Source organism: Dermacoccus sp. CCH2-D9 (genome assembly GCF_001556795.1).
Lineage (GTDB): Bacteria > Actinomycetota > Actinomycetes > Actinomycetales > Dermatophilaceae > Dermacoccus > Dermacoccus nishinomiyaensis.
In genome coordinates this window covers 56,671-78,214 of sequence record NZ_LSJT01000049.1, presented here as the reverse complement: position 1 = coordinate 78,214, position 21,544 = coordinate 56,671, and the positions used below count along the sequence as shown (strand labels likewise).

Sequence of the window (21,544 nt, the reverse complement as noted above, 5' to 3'; positions counted from 1 at the left end):
GTGCGACGTCCTGTCGGCCGCGGGGCGCTGCCGGCAGGTGACGTGCGCGGGCTGCATCTGTTTGGATGCTCTTCATGAGCCGACGGTCTCTGGAACGCGCGATGGCGACGTACACCTCCCGCTATCCCCGCACGCGGCGGCGTACGGACGACATGGTGCGCAAGGTGCGTTCGATCATCGACGACGCCGGCATCAACTATCTGTCGATCACGGGGCGCGCGAAGTCGCCGGCATCGTTCTCGGACAAGGTCGCTCGACGTGCGAGCGAGTTGGGGCACACCGATTTCGATCCGGCGCTCGACATCACCGATCAGGTCGGCGTCCGCATCATCACGTACGTGCACAGCGACATCGAGCCCGTCGCACAGTTGCTCGCGGAGAACTTCACGGTGCTCGAGGATCGCGACATGGGTCGTGAGACTGCGAGCGAGGGACGGTTCGGCTACGCGAGTCGGCACATGCTGATCTCGAACGATCCGTCGGCGACGGCGTACGACGCGGCGCAGTGCATGTCGGTGCAGTTGCGGACGGTGCTGCAGCACGCGTGGGCGGAATTCGAGCACGACGCGCGGTACAAGGGTGACGTGCCGGCGGAGTTCGCGCATGAGCTGGATCGTCGTTTCACGTTGGCGGCGGGGCTCATCGAGCTCGCCGACCGTGAGTTCTCCGTCATTCGCGACACGTTGTCGAGTGGCCTCTCGCAGCAGGGTGAGGGCCGGTTCGAGGACGGGTTGCGCGTCGACCCCCGGGAGCTCGCGTCGTTCCTCGCGGGACGGTATGAGACATCGGGCTTCGCCCGGCCGGAGGCGTACGTCGAGGCCGCGAACTGGTTGACGGAGCTCGAGGTGACGTCGATCCCGATGCTGGCTGACGAGCTGAAATCCGTCGACTCGGAACGCATCTCACGCTCGATGGGCTACCGCCACCAGCCCGGTGCCGTGCGCAGGCTCGAGGACGACCTCCTCGCGCGTTACCGCGAGCGTTTCGTCGAGCTGCCGGCGAACGAGGAACGTCGCGATTCTCTTCGCGGCCGCTTGCAACGGTTGGGCCGCGTCGGAGATTGAGCAGGCGTGTGAGCCGAGTGGTGCGCACCGAGGCGCTCACCCATTGAGGGACAAGGGGTGACGCAGCGCCGACGTCCAACCCCGCAACGCTCCATCTCCAGGCTCAGAGACCCGCAGCCCCGACCGCCCGCGACGCGGACTCGGGATGACGAGAGCCGCCCCGGCCGAACACCGAGCCTGCGAGGTGTGCGGTCGAGGCGGCTCTCGTCGTTCCGCCCGAAGGCCTGTCGCACCGAGGCGGCGCGGCGATCCTGGGCGAGCTTGCGAGCTCAGGATCCGCGCCACCCGGAAGACGGGCCGAGGGATCAGGCGAACGTCTTGGCGTCGATGACGAAGCGGTAGCGGACGTCGGAGTTCACGACGCGGTCGTAGGCTTCGTTGATCTGGTCGGCGTTGATGAGTTCGATCTCGGCAGTGACGCCGTGTTCGGCGCAGAAGTCGAGCATTTCCTGCGTCTCGCGGATGCCGCCGATGTTGGAGCCGGTGAGGGACTTGCGGCCGCCGATGAGGTTGCCGGCGTTGACCTCGAGGGCCTCCGTCGGCAGGCCGAGGAGCACCATGGCGCCGTGCGGACGCAGCGTCGCCATGTACTCACGAACATCGATGTGCGCGGACACCGTGTTGATGATGACGTCGAAGGCGCCCTTGTGGTTCTTGAGGGCTTCCGGGTCTTCCTTCGTCGCGATCCACTCGGTGGCGCCGTACTTGCGGCCGTCCTCTTCCTTGGAGCGCGTCTGGCTGATGACGGTCACCTCGGCGCCCATCGCCTTGGCCAGCTTGACGGCCACGTGGCCGAGACCGCCCATGCCGACGACGGCGACCTTGGAGCCTTCGGTGACGCCCCAGGTGCGCAGCGGCGAGTAGGTGGTGATGCCGGCGCACAGCAGTGGCGTGACGGCGGCGGCGTCGAGGTTCTCGGGGATGTGGAGGGCGAACGCCTCGGAGACGACGATGGCCTGCGAGTAACCACCGGCGGTCGGGCGCCCGTCGTGACGGTCGATGCCGTTGTAGGTACCGACGGCGTTCGGGCAGTTGTTCTCCTCGCCCTTCTTGCACCATTCGCACTCGCGGCACGAGTCGACGAGGCAACCGACACCGGCACGGTCGCCGACCTTGAACTCGGTGACGTCGGAACCGATCTCGGCGACACGGCCGACGATCTCGTGGCCGGTCACCATGGGGTAGTTGACCTTGCCCCATTCGCCGCGGACGGTGTGGATGTCGGAGTGGCAGATACCGGCGAATTCGATCTCGATGCGGATGTCGTCGGGGCGCAGGTCGCGGCGCTCGACGGTGCCGGGCTCGAGGGGCTTGTCGGCGGCAACGGCCTGGTAGCAGGCAACAGTCGTAGTCATGCCTCTGACGCTACGCCGACGCGGGGTGAGAAGCATTGTCACGTCGGCGAGCGCCGTCTCACATGGGTTCCGTGAGGTCACGAAGGCGTTCGGCGATCACGCCCTCAACTCGACGACAGCGACGAGGTCGACGACGGACGCTCTCCGTCCAGTGGGTGCAGTGGAACCTCCCAGCAGTCATGGAATACCCCCTAGGGGTATCGGCGTTGCGGCTGACATGAGCGAACACGAACACCATCACGGCTCAGGTCATGACATGTCGTCGATGGCTGCGTCGGCCACGCTGCACTGCCTCACCGGATGCGCCATCGGCGAGATCGTCGGGCTCATCGCCGCAACGGCCCTGGGATGGGGCAACGGCCTCAGCACGGCCGTCGCGATAGCCCTCGCGTTCGTCTTCGGGTACACGCTGTCAGCGACACCGCTGCTGCGCTCAGGCATCCCCGCCAAGCAGGCGCTCCTACTCGTCCTCGCAGCGGACACCGTCTCGATCGCCACGATGGAGCTCGTCGACAACCTCGTCATGTGGCTCGTACCGGGTGCGATGGACGCACGGTTGATGGACCTGCTGCTCTGGGTCTCGATGGCGGTGGCTCTCGTCGCGGCCTACGTCGCCGCCTACCCGGTGAACAAGCACTTGCTGCGCCAGGGCAGAGGGCACGCGATCACTCACCACGCCAGCGGTGCAGCGATGGACAACAAGCCCCTGGCGTACGCCATCACCGCGTTCCTCCTCGGCGGCGCCGTGGCATCGCTCGGCACACTGCTGTGAACCCACGCCGCTCTGACAGAACTCAGAGGGACGTCCGCTATGTTCGTCGAACACGCCCCCGAAGCGAAAGGCCGCACCTCATGAACCGTCGAAATCTGGCCGCCACTGCGGCCGCCGCCGTGGCATTGGGCGCCGGCACCGCATGTTCCTCCGGCAGCGACCATTCCTCGCACTCAGGCATGCCGACGTCGGCCGCGGCCACGTCGACGTCGGCCTCCTCCGGCCATGGTCACATGCACGAGATGGACGGCGGCCCGGCCCCGGCGGACATGACCCCGGCGAAGAACCCGAGATTCCCGGTGGGCAGCAGGGTCACGCTGACGACCGATCACATGGACGGCATGAAAAATGCCCCCGCGACCGTCGTCGGGGCCTACCGCACCGCCACATATGCGGTGAACTACCAGCCCACCACCGGCGGTGCGATGGTCAAGAACCACAAGTGGGTCGTGCAGCAAGAGCTGAAGAGCGCCGGCACAAAACACCTCGCCGACGGGGAAGCCGTCACCATCACAGCTGACCACATGGACGGCATGCAGGGCGCCGAGGGCACCATCGCGTCGTCCACCACTCAGACGGTGTACATGGTCGACTACACGGCCGACGGAATGACGATGAAGAACCACAAGTGGGTGGTGGAGGACGAGATGAAGTCTCGTTGAGGTCGCACCGATCGTTGCGCCGGCCCGGCTGCGCCCTCGCGTGAACGCACAACTCGTCGCGTGCAGGGTCGCGACGCCCAGCGACGTTCCAACGAGCGTGACGAGCAACGCGCCGGGCCCTTTCGACCGGCCGACGCGGGGTGTCGCGCGGCCGGGTGCGTGCGCAGACTACCCACCCGTGGGGTCTGAAACTCCGCAATGCAGAGTTTTAGACCCCAAGCCATGAGTTGAGGGCCGAAACCCTGCAGTGCAGAGTTTCGGCCCTCAACTCGTCAACCCGTTCAGGTCGCCGGACGGCGCGACATCGATGCCGACTCAGCGCTCTTCCTCTTCTGAGCGCTTCCTCAACGCTCACTTCGGCAGGATCCTCGCTTCGCTGCGGCCCTACCTCCGCTCGCTTGATCGTCAGCGCTCTTCATCACCGCGGATGAAGGCCTCCAACATCTCGCGGCCCACGGTGTCCTCGCGCTGCTCGGGCGGGCTCTTCATGAGGTAGCTCGACGCCGACAGCAGCGGGCCGCCGACACCACGGTCCTTGGCGATCTTCGCGGCGCGGATGGCGTCGATGATGATGCCGGCCGAGTTCGGCGAGTCCCACACCTCGAGCTTGTACTCCAGGTTGAGCGGCACGTCACCGAACGCGCGGCCCTCGAGGCGCACGTACGCCCACTTGCGGTCGTCGAGCCACGCGACATAGTCGGACGGGCCGATGTGCACGTTCTTGTCGTCGATCTTGCCGGCGAGCGAACCGGAGAGGTTCGACGTCACGGCCTGCGTCTTCGACACCTTCTTCGACTCGAGGCGCTCACGCTCGAGCATGTTCTTGAAGTCCATGTTGCCGCCGACGTTGAGCTGGTACGTGCGATCCAGCGCGACACCGCGATCCTCGAACAGCTTCGCCATGACGCGGTGCGTGATCGTCGCGCCGACCTGGCTCTTGATGTCGTCACCGATGATCGGCACGCCCGCGTCCTCGAACTTCTTCGCCCACTCCGGGTCGGACGCGATGAAGACGGGCAGTGCGTTGACGAACGCGACACCCGCGTCGATCGCGCACTGAGCGTAGAACTTGTCGGCGCTCTCCGAACCGACGGGCAGGTAGCTGACGAGGACGTCGACCTGCGCGTCCTTGAGCGCCTGCACGACGTCGACGGGCTCCGCGTCCGACTCGTCGATCGTCATGGCGTAGTACTTGCCGACACCATCGAGGGTGTGCCCGCGCTGCACGATGACGCCCGTCGGCGGCACGTCCGCGATCTTGATCGTGTTGTTCTCGGAGTTGTTGATCGCCTCCGACAGGTCGAACCCGACCTTCTTCGCGTCGACGTCGAACGCCGCGACGAACTCGACGTCACCGACGTGGTAGTCGCCGAACGTGACGTGCATGAGACCCGGCACGTGTGCGTCAGCGGACGCGTTCTTGTAGTACTCGACACCCTGCACGAGCGAACTCGCGCAGTTGCCGACGCCGACGATGGCGACGCGAATATTTCCCATGGAACTCACTCCGTTGTGGACGAGCCTTCGATCCTGACGAACGACGCGAGCGCCGCCCGAATCGTCAGGTCTCGGAGGCGAGGGGGCGCGGATCGGCAACAGCCTTCCGCTCGATCTCGATGAGTTCGTTCACCCAACGCACCTCACGCTCCGTCGACTCGATGTCATGACGGAACAGCTCCGCAATGTACGAATCGCGTGTGCTGCGGCTGTCCATCGCCTGTTCGCGGGAGCGCTCGAGACGCTCCTGCAACCGCAGACGTCGCCCCTCGAGGATGCGCAGGCGCACCTCTGCGCTCGCGCGCGAGAAGAAGGCGAAGTGCACGTCGAAGTTCTCGTCGTCCCACGATGCCGGGCCGGAGCGCGACAACTGATCCGCGAAATGATCCCGACCCTCGTCGGTGATCTCGTACGTGATGCGCGGGCGCCGACCGCCGGGAGCGAACGACGCGCTCTCGGAGATGAGGCCCTTGCGGGACAGCTTCGCGAGACACGGATACAGCGACCCGTAGCTCACGACACGAAACGCACCGAGCACACCGGTGAGCCGCTTGCGCAACTCGTACCCGTGCAAGGGCGCCTCATGCAGCAGACCGAGGACGGCGAACTCGAGCACCGTGCCACGACGTGACATGCCACTCTCCTTCGCCTCGAAACAGTCTGCGCCGCACCGCGCGACACGAATGCCCAGTTTTTCAAACGGACGCGCCACACGGAAATGACGAGCGGGTGAACGCTCAGAGACATTCCTAACAGATGTATCGAGTCGAGATATCGAAACGCGGCAAACTTCTTCGGAACGGTGTGGACGACGAGGAGGTCAGCACCACCCGTCGGCACAGCGCCACGCCGGAGGATCTGCGCGCCACGCCGACTGACCGGAGTAGGTCCCCGGGCCGGACGGACGCCCTGGCGTGAGCCTTCCGCGCGACCCTTCGCCGTCCGTGAGGGCGCGTCAGGCCAGCGCGAGGGCGGCGAGGGCGCCGGCGATCATGAACGGGCCGAACGGCATGCGCGCCTGACGGCCCCTGCCGCGCGCGAGCAGGACGACGCCCCATGCGCCGCCGAGCAGGAAGGCGGCGACCGTGCCGGTGAGCCACACGTCCCACCCTGCCCAGGCGAGCAGCGCGCCGAGCGTCGGGGCAAGTTTCACGTCGCCGAGCCCCATGCCGGAGCCGCCGCCGAGCAACGCGAGAGCGAGGTAGCACACGCCCAGCGCGACGGCACCAGCGATGGCGCGGTGGGCGGCGTCAGCGTCGAAGACCGTCGTGCCGGAGCGGTGTGCGTCGACAAGACCCGCCAGCACGAGACCGCCCGCGACGACGCCCGCCGCGCGCAACGTCAGCGCGTTGGGCAAGCGATGGACGTCTAGATCGATGACGGCGAGCCTGACGAGGGTGGGCGCGACGAGTACGAGCGTCAGCACGAGGCCGGGCCGCGTACCCCACCACACCTGCATCGCCGCACCCATGAGCACGACGGCGAGCGTCGACGCTGCCAGCCACACGATGTCGAGGCGTGCGAGCGCCGGCGCGCGGTAGGTGACGCCCTGACGATGGCCTGCGGCGACGACCTCGCGCGCACCGAGCGTCAACGCACCGAGGAGGAAGAGCGTGACACCGGTCACGGGCAGCAGCATGCGTCGATCATGTCAGCGCAACAGGCATCGGGCGCCGTTGCCGATCGAGCAGTTTCCCGCGCCAGGCACGAGACCGGCGACGAGACTGGCCGGGTGGGCCCTGCGAAACGAGCGCGCGTCACCGCACCGCCGCGAGCAGCCGCGCACATACCTCGCGGCCACCGAGGACGCCGGACGCCGTCGTCACCTGCAGGCCCGGGCACGTCCAGTCGAGATCGTCGAGCTCCCCGTGGCGCGGACGGACGGGGGCGTCGACGGACGTCAACAGGTCCGTGTCGAGCAGCGAATCGCCCGCCGCGGCCGTGAACGTCGAACCCGTGCGACGCCGCACCTCCGCCAGGCCTCGCGACTTGCGCAGCGGCCGCGGCACGACGTACAGCTTGCGGCCCTGCAGCGACACCTCCCAGCCGCGCTCACCCGCCCACCCCGTCAGGTCGCGCACCACCGACGCCGGCAACTCGGCGCGCTCCACGACGAGGTAGGCGAACATGCCCTCGGCGTCGCGCAGCTTGCGCAGCCACCCCGGATCGGCGATCGCCTCGAGGTGCTCGCGGATCTCGGCGAGAGGCGCGCACGAGCCGTCGAGCTCGTCGAGGACGGCACGGTGGTAGTCCTCGTCGCTGACGCCGTCGACGAGCAGGAACCCTCCGTTCGTCGTGACGGCGTACTGCGGGTCGATCGGCAGCCGGATGCGCTCGTACTGCGCACGCGTCCGCGTCGTCGACGGCACGAACGTCGCCACGCGATGCATCTCCTGCACGAGCGCGACGGCGTCGACCGTCAGATACGACAACGGCAGCTTGTCGTACACCTCCGCCACGAGCAGGACGGGTGCGTCGGCGTCAGCGCCGGCGAGTGCGAGCGCCTTCGCGGAGTAGACGAGCGTCCGGTCGAGGTCGCACGCGACGATGGCGTCCCCGCCTGAGGGCCGGGGCGGCGCGGCGTCCGCGTAGGCCGCGACGAGGGCGCGCAGCTCGTCCGTCATCGGCATCGAGACGGGATGCGTCGTCATGCTTGCTCCTTCGGGTCGCGTGTGGCCGAGGTGCCGTCATCGCCGGTCGCCCCGCGGGTGAAGCGCGGGTGGATGAGGCCGACGCAGCTGTAGTCGAGCCCCGGATACTCCTCGGTCGGCACGCCTCGCGCGGCGGCGAGCGCCTCGATGTGGCGCAGGTCGGCGCCCGCGCCGGGCGCGACGAGAATCTTCCACGGCACGCGACGCAGCAGCACGCGCGTCGTCTCACCGACGCCGGGTTTGACGAGGTTGACGCTGCCGATGCCGAACTCCTCGGCGAGCTTCTCGACGGTGGCCCACCCCGTCCACCGGGGTGGCTCCGCCGCGCATCGCGCCTGCGCCTCGGCGCGGATGTCGTCGGCGTCCGCGGCCGGCGGGAATGCTCCCGTGACGGCGTCGACGAAGAGTCCCGACACGTCGTGCGGCGCGAGTTCGGCGTAGAACTTGGCCCCATGGAACTGGCCGGGCCCGATCAGAGCGTCGTTGAGCACGGTGCGTGACACGAGACCGGAGACGGTCGAGTTGAGGCAGGCGGAGGGGATGAGGAAGTCATCACGCGTGCCCCACATCGTCGTGCACGACCCGGTGTCGGCGAGCACGGCGAGCGTCGGATCCAACTGCACCCCCGTGGCTTGCTCGTACTCGGCGAGCGCCGCGACGAGTTCGCGGCTGATCGCGCCCTTGCCCGTCCAGCCGTCGACGAACAGCACCGAAGACGCATCGTGCCGCGCCACGATGTGATCGAGCGCCACCGTGTCGATGCCGCGCCCGCGCACGATCGAGACGGCATAGTGCGACACGTCGAGCCCGCGCGCCTGACGGGCCCAACGCTTCATGAGCACCCCCACGGGAGTGCCGGCCCGGGCGAGGGAAACGAGGACGAGGTCATCGCCGCGCTCTGCGAGCGCGAGCTCGGTGACGGCGGCGACCGCAGCAGCCACCCGGGCCTTCGACATCTCCAGCGCATCACGGAACAGCTGTCCGTAGGCCGCGTCCGGTTGGTACTCGACGGGCAGGCTCTCGGCATAGTGCGCGCCGCCGGACTGGATGGCTTCCTCGCGTTCCTCAGTCGGCGCCTCGAGCGTGACGCCGGACAGATCTTCGAGCAGCCACGTCACCTCCTCGGGCGCGTACGAACCAAACGTCGGGCCGACGAGTTCGCGCGCCGGGGCCGTCGCCGGTTCGGGCAGCCGCGCGACGACGACGCAGTCCGTACTGGCCGCGAGCGCCTCGATGACGCCATCCGGGGCGTGCAGCTGCGGCATCAGGCTCGGCGGGTCGACGCACAGGACGATCGCCCGCCACGGTGTTTCACGTGAAACGTTGTACGTGAAACGCGGGCCGTCACCGTCGGCCGGGTCATCGAAGGCCGGGAACGTCAGCGCGTTGCGGATGGCATAACCGGGGTCGTCCACGGCGAGTACGGGCGAGCGGGTGGTCGTCGAGAACCGCGTGGCGACACCGCGTTCGCGCAGCGCGCATGCCAGACGCAGCGGCGCGTCCATCAGCTCTTCGGTGCCGAGGACGAGCACCTCACCATCGCCGTAGGGCAGAGCCTGTGCGACGACGGTCGCCGCCTCCGGAAGCGTCGCGGTCAGGGGGGCGAGCTGCGCAGGCGTCACCCCGTGACGCCCCGTCAACGGGGTGCGGGGCGGCCACGGCACGTCGACCTCGGTGATGGTTCCCCGGGCAGCATTCGGTGCGGCCGTCGAGACATGGGCGCGCCCCGATGCCCACGCAGCCTTCGACTCGGGCCCCTGCTCCGGGCCGGCATCTCTCAGGACGCTCGCGCGCGACTCCACCTGCTCGACGAGCCGCTGCCCGCGCTCGAGCACGTCGCTCGGCAGGTCGAGGTGACCGGCCGCGAGCGAGACGACGTCGATCTGCACGCCGAGCTCAGCGGCGCGGGTGGCCATCGCCGCGCGATCCTTCGCGTTGCGCATGTCGACGAGCGTCGCGATGACGTAGCGCACGCGCGGCAGGCTCTCGTGCAGCGCGGCGATGGTGTTGAGCACCGTGCGGCCCGTCGACAGTTCGTCGTCGACGAGGACGAGCGGCACGACGCGCCCAGCAGAACGCCGCGCGAAGAAGCCGTCGTCCGAAGGCAGGACGAGGTGGCTGGTGGCGTGCGAGTGCTCCTCCTCGAAGGCGCCGACGGGCGTGAACCCGGCGACGGGGCGTCGCGTCGAATGGATCGCCGGCGCCCGCAGCGCATCCGCGACGCACTGGCCGAGCGCCGTCGCCGTCTCGGCGAACCCCATGACGACGCATGCAGGTGAGTGCTGCAGATCGACGAACGAGTCGACGGCGCAAGTGAATTCATCGACCACCCGCGCGTCGTCAGGAGCCCGGTGAGCCTCGTGCAGCGCCTGTCCTACGCGTGCGAGAGCACCATCGACGACGTCAAGGCCCTGCGCACCCGAGTCGTCGCTTCCCGCGTCACTGCTACCAACCGCCGCTCCTGCGTCGAGAACCCGACGCACCAGCTCGCCGAGCGCCCGGCCACTGCCGCGCACGATCTGCGGGTCGACGGGCACGTGCTTGCCGAGGACGTTCGAGACGAGCAAGTGTGCGCGACGAGGGTTGCGTCGCACCGCGAGCCCGACGAGGTCGTGCAGATCGAGCCCCGGCAGCGCCTGCGTCGTGCGCAGGTCGGCACCGAGGCGTTCGGCGACCCACTCGCCCGGCCACGTCGTCGTCATGGGGTGCTCCTTCGTCATGCCTGCTCACCGGCTGGGTTGCCCGCGCCACGACCCGCGAGGGCCTCGACGTGCGCGAGGAGGAAGTCGACCATGCCCAGACCGGGCCGCGCGACACCGAACAGTTCGGCGCGCGTCATCGTGCGCTCCCCCCACCCCCGATGCGGGCCGGCTTCGTTCATCTTGTTGCCGGCGCTGGAGGCCTGCACCCCACCACCGCTCGCATGCTTGGCGAGGATGTCGACGGCGTCGGCGTGCTCCTCGCTGGAGACGACGCTCAGCGCGTGCACGATGCCGACGTGCTGGGGGTGGATGATCGTCTTGCCCGTGAGCCCGTTCGCCCGATCCAGTGCGAGTTCGCGTACGAGGCCGTCGAGGTTCTCCTCGAGCAACTCCTCACGGATGTCGTCATGCTCGAGCGCACGGAACGGGGTCTCGCGCAGCTGCGGTTTGAACAGGCGGCGCGAGTTGGCGAAGTACTCCCAGACGGGCCCGGAGATCGGAAAGCCGGTGCCGTCGGTGCGGCCGAACACGTTGACGATGTCGTACACCACGTCCGCGACGGGCCCGATGTTGTAGATCGTCAGCTCGCGCGGGCGACGCAGCCCGAGCGCGGCGCCCAGGTCGGTACCACCGATGCGCACGCAGGCGACGACGTCGCGATGGGGTGCGAGCAGCGTCGAGACAGCCGACAGCAGGCCGCCGCGCGTCTCCCGATGAAGCAGGCCGGGCGTCTCGACGACGGGCATCGCGAGCAGGCGATACCCCGCGAGCGCGCTCGCCTCCGCGAGAGCGTCGAAGTAGGCCGGCGCGTTCGCGCCTGTGAACTTCGGCATGACGAAACCCGCCAACACCGCTGAACTCCAGGTTGATTCGCCGCCTGGCCCCTCGTTCACGAGGGTGGCGAGGTCGCGCAACTGCTGCGGCGTGCGCACCCGGACGAAGATCAGCGGCAGCGCCGCGGCGACGTCGTCAGGCGTCGGAAACCGCGCCGCGAGCGCCGCGAGGTGCGTGACGATGTTGGCCTGCGCTGCCGGCACCTCGCTCTCGGAGATCGAATCCTCGAGGCACCACACGGTGCTGACGAGACCACGCGCGTGATGCGTGACGACGTCATCGGCGAGCTGCGGGCGCGTACCGGGCATGTAGAGGCTCGCCCCGAGACCCGAACCGACGTGCTGCGCGTCATCACGCGCCGAGAAAGAACGAGGCGGGCTCGCGAAGATGGCCTCGCGGGTCGATTCGTCGAGATGGGAATAGTGCTGCACCGCATGCCCTCCCTGATGTCGGTGTGCCTGCGCCCAAGTCTGCCCCGTCGACGCCCGTCATCCGCCAACGGGACGCCACGGCATGTGAGGATCGAGACATGACCCAGCTCACCAAGGGCGCCAACGTCGCCGTCCCCAGCGATGCCGTCAACATCGTCGTCACCTGGACGGCGGCACCCCAGGCGCCGACCGTCGACCTGTCCACCCTGCTCGTCACCGCCACCGGCAAGGTCCGTGACGACTCGGACTTCGTGTTCTACAACGCCCCGCAGCACGCGTCGGGCGCCGTGCGTCTCGGCCCCTCCTCGCCCGGATCCGCGTCTGTCGAAGCCCATCTCACGGGCGTCGAGGACGTCGTCGAACGTATCGTCGTCGTCCTCAGCGCTGACGGCGGCCCGTTCTCGCAGGTGCCCGGCCTCACCGTGCGCGTCGACGATGCGACGAGCGGCCAGGTCGTCGCCCAGTTCGGCGACATGGGCGCGACGAGCGAGACCGCCCTCGTCGCCGGCGAACTGTACCGACGCGCCGGCGCCTGGAAGTTCCGCGCCGTCGGCCAGGGCTGGGATTCCGGCCTGGCCGGCCTCGCCACCGACTTCGGCATCAGCGTCGACAACGCCCCCGAACAGCCCTCGTCGTCAACGGCGCCGGCTGCCACCCCTGCGTCGGCTCCTGCCCCGGCACCGGCGGCACTCCGGCCTGCCGAGCCCTCGCCGGGCGAGCAGCCAGGCAGCGACACGAGCCAGCCGTACGCGGCGCCGGTGTCCCCGACGCCCGCGCCGCTACAGCCTCCACAGCAGCCGTCGGCACCGCAGCAGGCCCCCCTGCAGCCGCCCCACCAGCCCCAAGCTCCGCTTCAGGCCCCGCTTCCACAGCAGGCGCCGCTGCAGCCACCCCACCAGCCGCAGGCCCCGCAGTACGAACCCCTGCAGCCTCCACACCACCAGCAGGCTCCCCAGCAGGTGCCCTCGCCGCAGATGGCACCGCCTCCTCAGATGGCGCCGCCTCAGATGCCCCTGGCCGCGCCGGCCACTCAGGCCGCGCCGTCGGTCGTCAACCTCGACAAGGGCCATGTGAGCCTGCGCAAGGGTGATCGCGTCAGCCTGACGAAGACGGGCGCGCCGCCGATGAGTCGCGTGTTCATGGGTCTCGGGTGGGATCCGGCGAAGCGCGGACGCAACATCGACCTCGATGCGTCCGTCATCGCCTTCGACGCGAACGGGCGTGAGCTGGAGATCGTCTGGTTCATGCACAAGAAGGAGTTCGGCGGCGCGATCGTGCATCTCGGTGACAACCTCACCGGCAAGGGCGACGGTGACGACGAGGTCATCACGCTCGACCTGACGGCGATTCCGCCCACCGTCGTGCACCTGGCGTTCACGATCAACAGCTACTCGGGGCAGAAGTTCACGGACGTGCGCAACGCCTACGCCCGTCTCGTCGATGCGCAGTCGGGTGCCGAACTCGTGCGGTTCTCGCTCAGCGAGTCGGATCGCGCGACGGGTGTCGTCATCGCAGCGCTGAGCCGCACTCCGCAGGGCACGTGGGACATGCGCGCCATCGGCCAGTTCGCCAACGGCCGCACCGTCAAGAAGCTCGTCAAGCCGGCCGCGCAGATGCTCGGGCTGTGACGACACACGTGTGAGGGGTGAGGGCCCGAAAGCCCTCACCCCTCACACGTCGCAGGAACTGCTCAGCCGACGTTGACGCCGAAGTCGCGCGCGATGCCCGCGAGACCGTCGGCGTAGCCCTGACCGACGGCGCGGAACTTCCACTCGCCGTTGTTGCGGTAGACCTCGCCGAAGATCATCGCCGTCTCGGTCGAGGCATCTTCCGTCAGGTCATAGCGCGCGAGCTCGGCGCCGTCAGCACGGTTGACGACGCGGATGAACGCGTTCGCCACCTGCCCGAAGCTCTGCCCGCGCTGCGGCGCCTCGTAGATCGACACCGCGACGACGACGCGCTCGACGTTCTGCGAGAGCGTCGACAGGTCGACGTTGATCGACTCGTCGTCGCCCTCACCCTCACCGGTGAGGTTGTCACCGGTGTGCTCGACGGCGCCGTCAGGGCTGCGGAGGTTGTTGAAGAAGACGAAGTGCTGGTCGTCGATGACGCGGCCGTCAGCGCCGAGCAGCAGCGCCGAGGCGTCGAGGTCGAAGTCGGCGCCGGTCGTGGTGCGCACGTCCCAGCCGAGGCCGACCGTGATGGCCTGCAGGGACGGGGCCATCTTCGTCAGGGAGACATTGCCACCCTTGGAGAGCGAAACACCCATGAGATTTCTCCTCGTTCGATGTGAGTCGTACGGATCGTGCGTCGAGATCGAGCCGGACGCGACGCGTCAGCCGACGTTGACGCCGAAGTCGCGCGCGATGCCCGCAAGGCCGTTCGAGTACCCCTGGCCGACGGCGCGGAACTTCCACTCGTCGTTGTTGCGGTAGACCTCGCCGAAGATCATCGCCGTCTCGGTCGAGGCGTCCTCCGTCAGGTCGTAGCGCGCGAGCTCCGAGCCGCCGGCCGCGTTCATCACACGCATGAACGCGTTGCGCACCTGCCCGAAGGTCTGCTGGCGCGTCTCCGCATCGTAGATCGACACCGCGACGACGACCCGGTCGGCCTGCGGCGGCAGGCCCGACAGGCCGATCTTGATCTGCTCGTCGTCGCCCTCGCCCTCACCGGTGAGGTTGTCACCGGTGTGCTGGACGGTGCCGTCCGGGCTCGCGAGGTTGCCGTAGAAGACGAAGAACCCGTCGTCGATGACCTTGCCCGACGCGTCAACGATGATCGCCGAACCGTCGAGGTCGAATTCCGTGCCCGTCGTCGTCCGCGCGTCCCATCCGAGACCCACGACGACGTCGGTGAGACCGGCGGGCCCGGCCTCCTTGGTGAGTGAGACGTTTCCGCCCTTGGCGAGGCTGACAGCCATGACTGCTCCTTGATCACCTGATGCTCCGGTGGCCGTGACCAGCGTGACGCAGGTCTCGGCCCTTGCTCGTGACACTACCAACGCACGAGACGCTGCGAAGGTTGCAGCAGTACGCTCTGTGCGAACACTCGAACGCACCGACGAAGCCAGGGGAGGCAGTGACGATGGGCTTGTTCGATCGGCTCGGCGAGCGCGCAGCGTCTTCAGCAGCCCCAGCGGCCCCATCCGCCCCCGAGCCCGGCTCGGTGGAGGCGATCGCCGCCGGCAACGTCACGCTGCTGCAGTTCCTGCGCCGCGAATCCGGCCGGATCCCCAACCGCGCCTACATCCTCGCGCGCACCATCGCCCAGCACCTCGACGACGTCGTCGCGGACCCGTCGGCTCACCTGCTCGACGTCGGCTCCCGCATCACCCTCGAACGCATGGCGACGACCCACCTGCCCGACACGATCAACGCCTACCTCGCAGCCCGCACCATGCCCAACGCCGACGAACTCCTCGTCGAACAGCTCGCGACGCTCGAGGTCGCCGCGTCCAAGGCCGCCGCGCGCTCCATCGAAGCGGCGCGCGACGCGTTCCTCATCCAGGGCAGCTTCCTCGAGGACAAGTACGGTTCGTTCCATGTCTGATCTCGTCCCCGGCGCCAACGTCTCACTGCGCGAGGTCCCCGGCCTGCGCCTGCTGCGCATCAGCCTCGAATGGGACGCCGGACGCGAGAACGTCCTCGACGAACGCCTCGGCGTCGCCGCGCTCCCCCTCGTCGACGAGAAACTGCCCGGACGCAGCCACGTCGTGTTCGGCAACCAACCGACCTCACCCGAGCAGTCGACCCGCCTCGGCGCCTCGAACGGCGTCGTCGAGATCGACCTCGACGCCGTCCCCGCCGACGTCGGGCGCGTCGCCGTCATCGTCTTCATCCACCCGCGCCCCGGCGCCGCGCGCCGCTCCCTGTCGCAGCTGCGCTCGCTGCGCGCCGTCGTCACCGACGCGGAGAAGGGCACGCCCATCACCCGCTCCGTCGACCTCGCCAAGAGCGCCGGCAACGTCACCGCGCTCATCGCCGTCGAGGTGTACCGCCGCGGCAGTGAGTGGAAGGTCAAGGTCAACGGCCAGGGCTTCGACGGAGGACTCGACGCGGGCCTCGCGCAGTTCGGCCTGCCGGCATGAGTGACGGCTTCCTGCGTCCGCCCTCGGCGGGCGGCCCGGGCACGCCGGACGGCCCGACGCTCGCGCCGCCCGGGACCTCCGCGCCCCCATCGACCCCGGGCCCATCGACCCCGGGCCCGGCTTCCGCGGCGGGGCAGGCGCAGCCCGCCGCCTCGCCGAGCGCGTCCTCGCCGACGACGAGTGGCCCGCGTCCTTGGCTGTGGGTCCACACAGCGCGACCCAACCCTCTCGAGGCGCCGTCCGCGACGCCGGTGAGCACTGCGGCAACACCGGCCACGACGGGCGCCCCTGCCGTCACCCCGCCGGCGGCGGGCCACCGTTCCACGTCGGCCGGCACCCCGCCCGGGCCTGCCGGCGCCTCCCGCACGCCGGCGTCGTTTCCGCCCGCGCGCGTGTGCCACGACGCACCTCGCGGCCTCGAGATGACAGGCGGGACGACGACGCAGCTCGACGGCGCGATCACCCTCGACCGTCTCGCCTCCGGTTACGGTGCCCTGACGATCTCGTGGTCGCACACCGGCGAGGGCCGCGATCTTCTCGCACTCGTCGACGGCTCCACCGTCGACCCGCGCGGCGACGAGTTCGTCATCGACCTGCTCCCCGGCCTCGACCGCATCCTCATCTGCACGGGCACCGCGCGCGGCGTCGAGCTGCCCGCGTCGAGCATCATCGTGGCGAACGGTTCGACGCGCGTCGAGTGCCGACTGCCCGCAGGCACGAGTTACGGCGTCTGGCCCCGCCTCAGCCTCGTCGGGGTCGACGAGTTCGTCGTCCTGCTCGACGAGCACGACCCCAGCTCCGGCGACCTCGGGCCCGTGGCCGCTGCGTACGGCCACGATGCGGCGACGTTCGTGCGTGCGGGACGCTGACGGCCACCCGTCCCCATCAGGACGAGTGGCCGCGCGCTGTTCGTGAGGGCTCAGCCGCCCAGGTGCTCGACCTGACCGCCGGCCGCCTCGATGCGCTTGTTGCGCACCAGAGAGCTGAGGTAGGCAGTGCCGATGAAGCCGACACCGATGAGCCCGGTGACGACCTCCGGCACCTCGTGCTTGATGCTGATGAGCAGGATCGCGGCCAGCGCTCCGATGGCCCACATCGCGCCGTGCTCGAGGTAGGCGTAATCGTCGAGCGTGCCCTGACGCACGAGGTACACCGTCAGCGACCGGATCCACATCGCCCCGACGCCGAGGCCGAGCGCGATGATGAAGATGTCCTGGCTGATGGCGAACGCGCCGATGACACCGTCGAACGAGAACGACGCGTCGAGCACCTCGAGGTACATGAACAGGAAGAACGCCGCCTTGCCCGCCGTGGTGCCAACACCCTTCGACGCGGGTGCCTGCGCCGCAGTGTCGCCGGCCTTCGTGGCGACGCTGCGCTCAGCGTCGTCATCGCCTGCCGCAGCGTCGTCGTCATCCTCGCCCTGGCTCTCGAACAGGTCACCGAGACCGCCGACGAGCAGGTACGTCATGAGGCCGAGGATGCCGGAGAACAGGACGGTGCCGGGCTCCTTCGCGAGCGTCTGCGACACGACGGCGAGCACGAGCAGCGCGACGACGACGGAGAGCTGATCGAGCTTGCCGATCTTGGCGAGGGGACGCTCGATGGGGCGCAGCCACTGCAGGTCGCGCTTCTCGAAGACGAAGTCGAGGAACAGCATCAGCAGGAACATGCCGCCGAACGCGGCGATGCTCGGGTGCGCATCGTGGAGCATGTGCGCGTATGTGCCGGGGGTCTCCTGGTCGCCGCCCTTGATGGCCAGGTCGATGGCCTCCATCGGCCCGACGTGACCCGTCAGGCACACGATGAGCAGGGGGAAGACCAGGCGCATGCCGAAGACGGCGATGAGGATGCCGACCGTCAGGAAGATTTTCTGCCAGAAGGCGTTCATCCGTTTGAGGATGGTCGCGTTGACGACGGCATTGTCGAAGCTCAGGGAGACCTCGAGCACGATGAGGATGGCGACGATGGCGAGGCCGGAGGGCCCACCGATCAGGAAGCCGCCGACCAGGCCGGCGATCGTGATGGCGGCGGACCATCCGAACGTCTTGAGGAGCATGAGGATCCGTTTCCGAAGGGGACGCGCCCGGCGACATCGGCACGGGCTGCGGGGTCATCGCTCAGCCTAGCCGCGCAGCGACGGGGAACGTCCGCGGCACGACGGAGCACCACCGTGTTTCACGTGAAACTTGGCGCCGCAGAGCCGGACGGGGAACGTTCCCCGGGCCTCAGCGCGTTGTCACCGGCGTGGACTAGGCTCGACGCAACCGAGATGTCTTGGCCGCGTGACCAAGGAGGAGCACGATGACGAACCCTGAACCCCAGCCCATGCTCGCCCCGCCGAAACCGGTCGACGTGGTCGAGCCCGAGAAGGCTGCGGCGATGGTGCCGATCGACGAGCAGCACAAGCAGCTCGCCGTCACGGAGGCGACGCAGACCGTCGCGAGGTTCGAGGAGATCGACCCCAACGACCCGGCGTTCCGCGCGCGGCTCAAGGAGATCACCAACATGGGCCGCGAGGAGTCCATGAAGGCTGCGCAGGTGAGCAACTCGATCCTGCAGCGCCCCTCCCTCGCCGGCAAGGACAGCGCCCAGAACAAGGTCGGCAACACCCTCGCCGAGCTGCGTCAGACGGTCACCGACCTCGACCCGCACCGCGCCGACCTCAAGGGTGCGAAGAAGCTGCTCAAGTGGATGCCGGGCGGCGACAAGGTCGACCGCTACTTCATGAAGTACCAGTCGAGCCAGACCCACCTCAACGCCATCATCGCCGCGCTCGAATCGGGCCAGGACGACCTGCGCAAGGACAACGCCGGCATCCAGCTCGAGCAGACGCGCCTGTGGGAGTCGCTCATCCGCCTGCGCGACCTCGACGAGAAGATGACGCAGCTCGACGCCGCCATCGAGCAGCGCGTCGCCGAGCTCGGCGCCCGCGGTGAGACGGAGAAGGCCGACGCGATGAAGTCGCAGGTGCTCTTCACCGTCCGCCAGCGCCGTCAGGACCTCGCGACGGAGATCGCCGTCGCCACGCAGGGCTACATGTCGCTCGGGCTCGTCCTGCAGAACAACGACCAGCTCATCACGGCCGTCGACCGTGCCAAGTCGACGACAGTCGCCGCGCTCTACACGGCCGTCATCGTCTCCGAGGCGCTGGCGCGTCAGAAGCTCGTGCTCGACCAGATCAACGCCCTGCGCTCGACCACGTCGAACATGATCGAGTCGACGTCGCAGCAGCTGCGTCAGCAGGGCGCCGAGATCAACGCGAAGTCGACCGAGTCGCTCGTCGAGGTGCAGAAGCTCGAGAACGCGTTCACCAACGTATTCGCGACGATGGACGCGATCGACTCCTACCGCAGCGCCGCGACGGACTCGATGGCCGCGACCATCACGTCCCTGCAGACGCAGATCAAGCGTGCAGAGCCGTACATGGAGCGCGCCCGCAAGCAGCAGCTCGAGAGCAACGAGAACATGCGCGGCCAGCTGCCCGGCGGGCCCGCCTGAGCCTCGTGACGCACCGCTTCGCAGGAAGGATCTGACGTGGGGTGGTTCTCGCGCGACGACGCGCGCCAGCAGCAGCCCAGCGGGCCGACTCCGGGCACCGTCGAAGCCGTCGAGGCGGCGCTGCACCCGTACGTGCGGTGGCTGCGTTCCCTCGGCGCGCAGGTGCCCGGGCGAGCGATGGTGCTGTGCCGTCTCATCGGAGACCACCTCGAGGACGTCGTCGCCGACCCGTCGGCGCGCCTGCTCGACGTGCAGACCCTCGTGACGCTGGAGCGCACCGCGAGCGCCCACGTGCCCGACACGATCAACGCCTACCTCGCGGCGCGCGGCGTCGCCGGGGCGCAGGACATGCTGATCCAGCAGCTCACGACCATCGAGCACGTCGCCTCGTCCGCGGCGTGCCGTTCGATCGACAACGCCCGCGACGCCCTGGAGATCCAGGGCGCGTTCTTGGAGGAGAAGTTCGGCCATGGCTGACGAATCCCGCGCGCCCGGCACCGGCGCCTCACTCGACGGCGTCCGCATCGTCTCGCTCGACGTGCGCTGGAACACCGGCGCGCAGACCGCGCTGGGCGACCGCATCGGCATCGCCGCGATGCCGCTCGTGCGCGACCGCGTCGAGAGCCGTGAGCACGTCGTGCACTCCAACCAGCCGGCCACCCCCGACGAGACGACGCGCCTCGGTATCTCCGACGGCGTTGTCGAGGTCGACCTCGCGGCAGCCCCCGCGGACGTGGAGCGCATCGTCATCCTCGCGTTCGTGCAGCCGCGCGCCAACGCCCCGAAGCGCACCCTCGACGAGGTGAGCAGCCTCGACGTCAGCGTGCGTGACGACGCCACGGGTCGCGAGATCACGCGCTCGGGCAACCTCGCGTCAGCGGCGGGGCCTGTGTCGGCGCTCGTCGTCGCGGAGGTCGTGCGAGGGGATGCCGGGTGGCGTGTCGAGTTCACCGGCCGCGGCTACGAAGCCGGCCTCGACGCCGCGATGCAGCAGGCCGGGAGCCGGCTGTGACGCTGCAGCCACCGCCCGGTTACGGCTCAGGGCAGGGGGATTCGTCGCCCACTCCATCGTCGGGGGGCGCTTTCTCACTTCCCGGAGGCACCGAGGGCTACGCGCAGGATCAGTTAGACCAGGTGCAGCCCCCGACGCCGGCGCCGCTACCTGCGGACGCACCGGAGGACGCGCCGTCCGAGCGCCGCGTGCCGGATTCGCAGCTCGGCAACCCCGATGGTGCCTGGCTGCGCGTTCTCGCGCGGCAGACGAGCCCGTCGGTGACGGACATGGCCCCGTCCCCGGGCGAGCAGGGCGTCGCGGTGGGACAAGGCGGCGAAGCGCCCGCTCCGAGTGGGCGGGTCGAGGTCGTGCCGGCACGTCGACGCCCGTCTCCGCCGCCGCTGGGCGTCAGCGTCGTCGGTGGGCGCGCGGTGAAGCTGCACCGCGTCGCCGCCCTCGACCGGCTTGCCTCGGGCGTCGGCTACCTGACGGTCGAATGGCTCGTGCGTCGGCGTGGTCTTGACCTGCTCGCGCTGCAGGACGGCTCGAGCGTCACCCCACGCGGCAACACGCTGACGATCGACATGACACAGCCGATGAACCGCGTGCTCATCGCCACGGGGACGCAAGGCACGATGCCGCTGCCGCCGTCGGAGATGCGGGTGAGCAATGGTGCGACGCAGGTCATCGTCCCGATCGATGGGGGCACGAGCCTCGGCGTCTGGCCGCGCCTGACACTGACGCGCGTCGACGAGTTCGTCGTCATCCGCCACGAGCACGACCCGCTGTCCGGTGTGCTCGGGGCCGTCGCGTCGGCGTACGGCTACGACGAGCGCTCGTTCGCCATAACGCACACGCACCTGTTGGGCTGACGTCCGTCGCGCTCGCCTGGAGGCCGCGTCGCCGGCCCACGCGCACCTTCCACGGCTGAGGGCCGAAACCCTGCAATGCAGAGTTTCGGCCCTCAACTCGTCTCGTGAGAGCTGCGATCCCG

General features: G+C 69.0%; 21 protein-coding genes. 11 read left to right on the top strand and 10 right to left on the bottom strand.

The genetic code is table 11. The features are described from left to right. Nucleotides 1-74: 74 nt before the first annotated feature. Nucleotides 75-1,064: a GTP pyrophosphokinase family protein gene (locus AX669_RS04710; protein ID WP_231729413.1), complete on the top strand. Its 990-nt coding sequence runs from the start codon at nucleotides 75-77 to the stop codon at nucleotides 1,062-1,064. Nucleotides 1,065-1,369: 305 nt separating this feature from the next. Here the strand turns inward: AX669_RS04710 and AX669_RS04705 are convergent, their stop codons facing one another. Next, complete coding sequence (locus tag AX669_RS04705) at nucleotides 1,370-2,419, bottom strand: NAD(P)-dependent alcohol dehydrogenase (RefSeq protein WP_062256936.1); 1,050 nt, start codon at nucleotides 2,417-2,419, stop codon at nucleotides 1,370-1,372. A gap of 265 nt (nucleotides 2,420-2,684) precedes the next feature. On the opposite strand from AX669_RS04705, the gene AX669_RS04700 reads away from it, so the two are divergent. Further along, entirely contained in the window at nucleotides 2,685-3,191 is a 507-nt protein-coding gene (locus AX669_RS04700) for a DUF4396 domain-containing protein (RefSeq protein ID WP_231729411.1), read from the top strand. A gap of 80 nt (nucleotides 3,192-3,271) precedes the next feature. After that, a complete protein-coding gene (locus tag AX669_RS04695; protein ID WP_006944735.1) occupies nucleotides 3,272-3,853 on the top strand; it encodes a YdhK family protein in 582 nt (193 codons plus the stop codon). Nucleotides 3,854-4,258: 405 nt separating this feature from the next. Here the strand turns inward: AX669_RS04695 and AX669_RS04690 are convergent, their stop codons facing one another. The 6 genes from AX669_RS04690 to AX669_RS04665 all read right to left on the bottom strand — a co-directional run bounded on the left by AX669_RS04690 (nucleotide 4,259) and on the right by AX669_RS04665 (nucleotide 11,968). Continuing rightward, a complete protein-coding gene (locus tag AX669_RS04690) occupies nucleotides 4,259-5,350 on the bottom strand; it encodes an inositol-3-phosphate synthase (protein WP_006944606.1) in 1,092 nt (363 codons plus the stop codon). Between the two features lie 64 nt (nucleotides 5,351-5,414). Beyond that, entirely contained in the window at nucleotides 5,415-5,984 is a 570-nt protein-coding gene (locus tag AX669_RS04685; protein ID WP_038566193.1) for a PadR family transcriptional regulator, read from the bottom strand. A gap of 321 nt (nucleotides 5,985-6,305) precedes the next feature. Further along, nucleotides 6,306-6,989 carry a prepilin peptidase gene (locus tag AX669_RS04680; protein ID WP_062256932.1) on the bottom strand — a complete coding sequence of 228 codons (684 nt, stop codon included), beginning with the start codon at nucleotides 6,987-6,989 and terminating at the stop codon, nucleotides 6,306-6,308. Nucleotides 6,990-7,107: 118 nt separating this feature from the next. Next, nucleotides 7,108-8,001 carry an HAD family hydrolase gene (locus AX669_RS04675; RefSeq protein ID WP_197418856.1) on the bottom strand — a complete coding sequence of 298 codons (894 nt, stop codon included), beginning with the start codon at nucleotides 7,999-8,001 and terminating at the stop codon, nucleotides 7,108-7,110. Next, nucleotides 7,998-10,703: a phosphoribosyltransferase gene (locus AX669_RS04670; RefSeq protein WP_062256962.1), complete on the bottom strand. Its 2,706-nt coding sequence runs from the start codon at nucleotides 10,701-10,703 to the stop codon at nucleotides 7,998-8,000. The genes AX669_RS04675 and AX669_RS04670 overlap by 4 nt, the downstream gene beginning before the upstream one ends. Nucleotides 10,704-10,717: 14 nt before the next feature. Then, nucleotides 10,718-11,968, bottom strand: coding sequence for an HpcH/HpaI aldolase/citrate lyase family protein (locus AX669_RS04665; RefSeq protein WP_062256925.1), 1,251 nt, complete (start codon nucleotides 11,966-11,968; stop codon nucleotides 10,718-10,720). Between the two features lie 98 nt (nucleotides 11,969-12,066). Here AX669_RS04665 and AX669_RS04660 point away from each other — a divergent pair, with 98 nt between their 5' ends. Next, nucleotides 12,067-13,596 (top strand): TerD family protein, encoded by a 1,530-nt coding sequence (locus tag AX669_RS04660; RefSeq protein ID WP_062256923.1) that lies wholly within the window; start codon nucleotides 12,067-12,069, stop codon nucleotides 13,594-13,596. 62 nt (nucleotides 13,597-13,658) lie between these two features. Here the strand turns inward: AX669_RS04660 and AX669_RS04655 are convergent, their stop codons facing one another. Next, on the bottom strand, nucleotides 13,659-14,237 hold the full coding sequence (locus AX669_RS04655; RefSeq protein WP_038566204.1) for a TerD family protein: 579 nt from the start codon (nucleotides 14,235-14,237) through the stop codon (nucleotides 13,659-13,661). 66 nt (nucleotides 14,238-14,303) lie between these two features. Next, nucleotides 14,304-14,888 (bottom strand): TerD family protein, encoded by a 585-nt coding sequence (locus AX669_RS04650; protein WP_062256921.1) that lies wholly within the window; start codon nucleotides 14,886-14,888, stop codon nucleotides 14,304-14,306. 164 nt (nucleotides 14,889-15,052) lie between these two features. Here AX669_RS04650 and AX669_RS04645 point away from each other — a divergent pair, with 164 nt between their 5' ends. Genes AX669_RS04645 through AX669_RS13275 form a run of 3 tightly spaced genes read left to right on the top strand, consistent with a single transcriptional unit; the run spans nucleotide 15,053 to nucleotide 16,924 of the window. Next, nucleotides 15,053-15,517 carry a hypothetical protein gene (locus AX669_RS04645; protein ID WP_231729408.1) on the top strand — a complete coding sequence of 155 codons (465 nt, stop codon included), beginning with the start codon at nucleotides 15,053-15,055 and terminating at the stop codon, nucleotides 15,515-15,517. Next, the gene (locus AX669_RS04640) at nucleotides 15,510-16,055 is read left to right on the top strand and encodes a TerD family protein (protein WP_006944616.1); all 546 of its coding nucleotides are present in this window, start codon (nucleotides 15,510-15,512) and stop codon (nucleotides 16,053-16,055) included. The genes AX669_RS04645 and AX669_RS04640 overlap by 8 nt, the downstream gene beginning before the upstream one ends. Then, nucleotides 16,052-16,924, top strand: coding sequence for a hypothetical protein (locus tag AX669_RS13275; RefSeq protein ID WP_131940187.1), 873 nt, complete (start codon nucleotides 16,052-16,054; stop codon nucleotides 16,922-16,924). Before AX669_RS04640 ends, AX669_RS13275 begins: the two co-directional genes overlap by 4 nt. 50 nt (nucleotides 16,925-16,974) lie before the next feature. On the opposite strand, the gene AX669_RS04630 is transcribed toward AX669_RS13275, so the two are convergent. Continuing rightward, complete coding sequence (locus tag AX669_RS04630; protein WP_062256915.1) at nucleotides 16,975-18,114, bottom strand: DUF475 domain-containing protein; 1,140 nt, start codon at nucleotides 18,112-18,114, stop codon at nucleotides 16,975-16,977. 245 nt (nucleotides 18,115-18,359) lie between these two features. On the opposite strand from AX669_RS04630, the gene AX669_RS04625 reads away from it, so the two are divergent. The 4 genes from AX669_RS04625 (at nucleotide 18,360) to AX669_RS04610 (ending at nucleotide 21,422) form a co-directional block, all read left to right on the top strand. Then, nucleotides 18,360-19,556, top strand: coding sequence for a toxic anion resistance protein (locus AX669_RS04625; RefSeq protein WP_006944600.1), 1,197 nt, complete (start codon nucleotides 18,360-18,362; stop codon nucleotides 19,554-19,556). Between the two features lie 36 nt (nucleotides 19,557-19,592). After that, a complete protein-coding gene (locus tag AX669_RS04620; RefSeq protein WP_062256913.1) occupies nucleotides 19,593-20,033 on the top strand; it encodes a hypothetical protein in 441 nt (146 codons plus the stop codon). Next, nucleotides 20,026-20,568, top strand: coding sequence for a TerD family protein (locus AX669_RS04615; protein WP_062256911.1), 543 nt, complete (start codon nucleotides 20,026-20,028; stop codon nucleotides 20,566-20,568). Before AX669_RS04620 ends, AX669_RS04615 begins: the two co-directional genes overlap by 8 nt. Nucleotides 20,569-20,690: 122 nt before the next feature. Further along, a complete protein-coding gene (locus AX669_RS04610; RefSeq protein ID WP_062256910.1) occupies nucleotides 20,691-21,422 on the top strand; it encodes a hypothetical protein in 732 nt (243 codons plus the stop codon). The last annotated feature ends 122 nt before the right edge of the window (nucleotides 21,423-21,544 follow it).